At 63.5% G+C, this 4898-nt stretch carries 2 protein-coding genes; both read left to right on the top strand.

What is annotated here, in order from left to right; genetic code table 11:
• On the top strand, positions 1–1709 hold a 1709-nt coding region (locus tag QZY44_RS30050), incomplete at its 5' end, for a CHASE domain-containing protein (protein ID WP_295456408.1).
• Between the two features lie 153 nt (positions 1710–1862).
• Positions 1863–4766 carry a DNA methyltransferase gene (locus tag QZY44_RS30045; protein WP_295456406.1) on the top strand — a complete coding sequence of 968 codons (2904 nt, stop codon included), beginning with the start codon at positions 1863–1865 and terminating at the stop codon, positions 4764–4766.
• Positions 4767–4898 lie beyond the last annotated feature (132 nt).

Raw genomic sequence — 4898 nt, 5'->3', positions numbered from 1 at the left:
TCGGCTTCTCGCTCCTGATTGCGCCATCGGACCAGGCGGCGCATATTCAGGGAGTGCGGGCGCAGGGTTTTCCCGATTATGCACTGCACCCGCCCGGCGCCCGCGACATCTACACGGCCATCGTCTATCTGGAGCCCTTCGACTGGCGCAATCAGCGTGCCTTTGGCTATGACATGTTGACCGAACCGGTCCGCCGGGCCGCCATGGTGCGCGCCTGGGAGCAGGGCGAGATCAGCATTTCAGGCAAGGTCAGGCTACTCCAGGAAACGGATCAGGATGTGCAAGCCGGCTTTCTCATCTATCTCCCCGTCTATCGGCGTGGCTTGCCACACGAAACTGACGCGCAGCGGCGTGCCCATCTCCTGGGCTGGGCCTATTCCCCGCTACGCATGAATAACCTGATGGAGAGCTTACTGCAACGTGACTATCCGGAACTGGCCAACCGGATCAGCATCGCGATCTATGATGGCACGGCAACGAGTGCCGCGGCGCTGATGTTCACTTCGGCGCCGCCATCCGCTCCGCGGACAGGTGCCTTTCAGGAGACCCTGCCGGTCGATCTCAGCGGCCATGGGTGGACGCTGCAGGCGCAGACCCTGCCCGCCTTTGACCGTGAGGCGCGGCGCCTCGCCGACAAAGACTGGGTCATCCTCGGGGTGGGCAGCTTACTCAGTATCACCCTGTCGCTGCTCGCCTGGCTGCTGGTCCGGGCGCATCTACGCGTCGCGATGGCCTTGCAGGAGTCCACCCAGGCCCATCGGGAATTAGTGGAAACCCAAGCGCGCCTGCGGCTCATCTTCGACGCCTCCGATGTCGCCATTTTTCTCACCGACATGAAGGGTCACATCACCCAAGCCAACGCGCGCATGGCCGAGATGTTTCGGTGCCCAATGGGCGCACTCATCGGCAGCGACTACGCGACGCATACTCATCCCGAAGAGCGCGAGAATGCGCGGCAGCGGATGCGGGAGATATTGGCCCAGCGGGTCGCAGCCGTTAAGCTGGAGCGGCGTTATTGGCGCGCCGATGACAGTGAATTCTGGGGCCTGCTCGACGGCCACCTGATGCCGGACGCCGACGGCCAGCCACTCGGCTTGATCGGGGTGATTGCCGATACCACGCAGCGCAAGGAGATCGAGGCGCAAATCCAATTCCTCGCGGATCACGACTACCTGACCGGTCTACCCAATCGCGCCCTGTTTGTGCGGCATGTCGAACAGGCGTTAGCCCTGGCGCAGCGCTATCGCCGGCAACTGGGGTTGCTCTTTCTGGACCTGGATGGATTCAAGCCCGTCAATGACCAATACGGCCATCAGGCCGGCGATCAGGTGCTGCGCGAGGTGGCCACGCGTCTGCGGGGTAAAATTCGCGCCTCCGATACGGTCTGTCGCCAGGGCGGCGACGAATTTGTAATTCTTGTGCCAGAATGCCCCGACCGCAATCACCTCCAACAACTGGCTCAAGTCCTGGTGGGGGTGGTCGGTGAGCCGTATGAGGTCATGGACGTGATCGTGACGATCACGGTGAGTATCGGCATCGCCATCTATCCGGACCATGGCGAGCGCATTGATGACCTGCTGCACAGTGCAGATGCCGCCATGTATCTGGCCAAGGCCGCCGGCCCTGGTCAGGCGCGCTTCGCCGATGGGCCGGCCGCCACGTCACTGTCACGAACCCAGGCGATGAGCTCAGGCAATAGGTCTGCATAGTGCGTCGAGCCCACCACCGCCTGGCCCACTCGACGCTACGCATCGCCCCGCGCTATGCTCCGTGCTTGCCAGCGCCGCCCACGCCCCACTGGTGCGCCTCACGCAAACCCGCCGCGGCGCCCGCCCGCACCCGCGCCCCCGGAGAACGGACGCATGACCCCTGACCAGTTCATCGCCAAATGGACAGACGCGACCCTCAAAGAGCGCTCCGCCGCCCAGGAACACTTCATCGACCTGTGCCGGCTGCTGGATGAACCCACGCCGGCGGACGCCGATCCAACCGGGTCCTGGTACTGCTTCGAGAAAGGCGCCGCCAAGGCCGGCGGCGGCGACGGCTGGGCGGACGTCTGGCGCCGCAACTGCTTCGGCTGGGAGTACAAGGGCAAAGGCAAAGACCTCAAGACCGCGTTCAAGCAACTCCAGCTCTACACCCCCGCCCTGGAGTACCCGCCGCTCCTGATCGTTTGCGATCTGGACCGCATCGTCATCCATACCGCCTTCACCGGGACGGTGCCGGACGTGCATGTCCTGCTCTTGGAGGATCTCCGCGACGCCGGCAAGCGCCGGCTGCTCAAGTGGGCCTTCAGCGCGCCCGATCGTCTGCGGCCGGGCCAGACCACCGCAGCCCTCACCGAAGCCGCCGCCGGGAGCTTCGGTGGCCTGGCGCAGACCTTGCGCGCCCGCGGGCATGACCCCTGGGCCGTCGGGCACTTCTGTATCCGTGTCCTGTTCTGCCTGTTCGCTGAAGACATCGAGCTACTACCGCGGCAACTATTCACCCGGTTGCTCGACGCCGGGCTCAAAGACCCGGCCAGCCTCAACGGCATGCTGCAAGACCTCTTCAGCGCCATGGCCACCGGCGGGCGGATCGGCTTCGAGGCGGTCGATTGGTTCAACGGCGGCCTGTTCGACTCCGGCGCGGCCCTGCCCCTGGCGATTGACGACATCAAGACCCTGCGTAGCCTGGCCGGGCTCGACTGGTCCGCGATTGAGCCCTCGATCTTCGGGACCCTGTTCGAGCGCGGGCTCGACCCCGACAAGCGCAGCCAGCTCGGCGCCCATTACACCGATCGCGGCTCCATCATGCGCCTGGTCGACCCGGTGGTGTTGGACCCGCTGCGCGACGCGTGGACCGCACAGAAAGTGGAGATCGCCGGCCTGATGGCGAAGGCCACGGCGGCCAAGTCGCCCTCCGCGCGCACCAAGGCCCAGAACGATGCGCGTGGGGTCCTGCAGGGTTACCTGGCCCGGCTCTCGCACTTCCGGGTACTCGATCCCGCCTGCGGCTCCGGCAATTTCCTGCTGCTGTCGCTCCTGGGCCTGAAAGACCTGGAACACCAAGTCATCCTGGAAGCCGAGGTCTTGGGCCTACCCCGGGCCTTCCCGATGGTCGGCCCTGAAAGCGTGCTGGGGATCGAACTCAACCCCTACGCGGCCGAACTGGCGCGGGTCACGGTCTGGATCGGTGAGATCCAATGGATGCTCTCGCACGGCTTTTCCTTGTCCAAGGACCCGATTTTGAAGCCGCTCCAGACCATCGAGCAGCGTGACGCGGTAGTCAACGCGGACGGGACTGAACCGGAGTGGCCGGCGGCGGATGTGATCGTGGGTAATCCGCCCTTTCTGGGCGACAAGAAGATGCTCGGCGGCCTGGGCACGGAGTATGTGACCCGGCTACGGAAGCTCTACGAGGGCCGGGTCCCTGGCAGTGCCGACCTGGTGACCTACTGGTTTGAGAAGGCGCGCGCGCAGATCGAGGCGGGCAAAGTCCGTTATGCCGGGTTGGTTGCCACCAACAGCATTCGCGGCGGGGCGAACCGCAAGGTTCTTGATCACGTTGCCGAGTCTGGGGCGATCTTCAACGCCTGGTCCGACGAACCATGGATTAACGACGGGGCGGCGGTGCGGGTGTCATTGGTGGCTTTCGGTGCGGCGGGAACAAGCCTGCTCCACACCCTGGACGGACAGCAAGTGGCTGGCATACAAACGGATCTTACATCGGCAACAGACCAAAGCTCAGCAGGGGATCTGACATTTGCACTGCCGCTGAAAGGAAACGAGGGAACGGCCTATGCCGGCATCCAGAAAACCGGCCCGTTCGATATCGAAGGCAGTCTTGCCCGGCAATGGCTATCAGCGCCGAACCCAGACGGACGGGCAAATAGCGAAGTCGTCCGACCATGGTTTAACGGGTTGGACATTACCCGACGCCCCAGAGATATGTGGATCATCGACTTCGGCGTGAATAGGGCGCATGACGATGCGGCACTGTTCGAAGCGCCATTCAGCTATGCAAAGACCCATGTACAGCCAACCCGTGTTGGCAAGCGGGAGAAACGAACCAATGACAATTGGTGGATCTTTCAGTGGGCTCGACCAGCAATGCGAAGAGCTACTCAGGGTCTTTCTCGATTTATTGTGACTCCGGAAGTCTCAAAATACCGCGTCTTCGCCTGGCTTACCCCTGCTGTGGTGCCGGATAAGAATCTCACTGTCATCACCCGATCCGACGACAGCACCTTCGGAATCCTGCACTCACGGTTCCATGAATTGTGGTCCTTGGGACTTTGCACTTGGCTTGGAAAGGGCAACGACCCGCGCTACACCCCCACCAGCACCTTTGAGACCTTCCCCTTCCCCACCGGCCTGACCCCCGCCGACACCGCCGGTCCCACCGAGGCACTGGGGTCGGGGATCATCCTCCCGCCCGTGGCCCCCGATCGCCGGGAGGTTGCCCTGGCCATCGGCAACGCCGCCCGCCGCCTCGACATCCTGCGCGAAGGTTGGCTCAACCCCCCGGCGTGGGTCGATCGCATCCCGGAGGTGGTCCCCGGCTATCCGGATCGCATCATCCCGAAGCCCGAGCATGCGGCCGAGCTGAAAAAACGGACCCTCACCAACCTCTATAACGCCCGACCGACCTGGCTGAACAACGCCCACCAAGCACTCGATGTGGCAGTGGCTGCGGCCTATGGCTGGAAGGACTACGGGCCAGAGATGACGGACGAGGAGATTTTGAGGCGGCTGCTGGCGCTCAATCTTGAACGATCAACCTAAACCCGGCAATTGCTCATGCCAAGGCGCCAAGAAAGACAATGAGCTGTCTCAAGCATCCAAGTTACCCATCGGGCGAATCACCGAGCACCGATAAGGGACTGAAAAGCCTTGGCGAGCTTGGCGCCTTGGCGT

The organism is uncultured Thiodictyon sp. (assembly GCA_903837595.1).
Taxonomy (GTDB): domain Bacteria; phylum Pseudomonadota; class Gammaproteobacteria; order Chromatiales; family Chromatiaceae; genus Thiodictyon.
The sequence above is the reverse complement of the archived record's forward strand: the minus strand, read 5'-3'. Positions and strand labels throughout refer to the sequence as shown.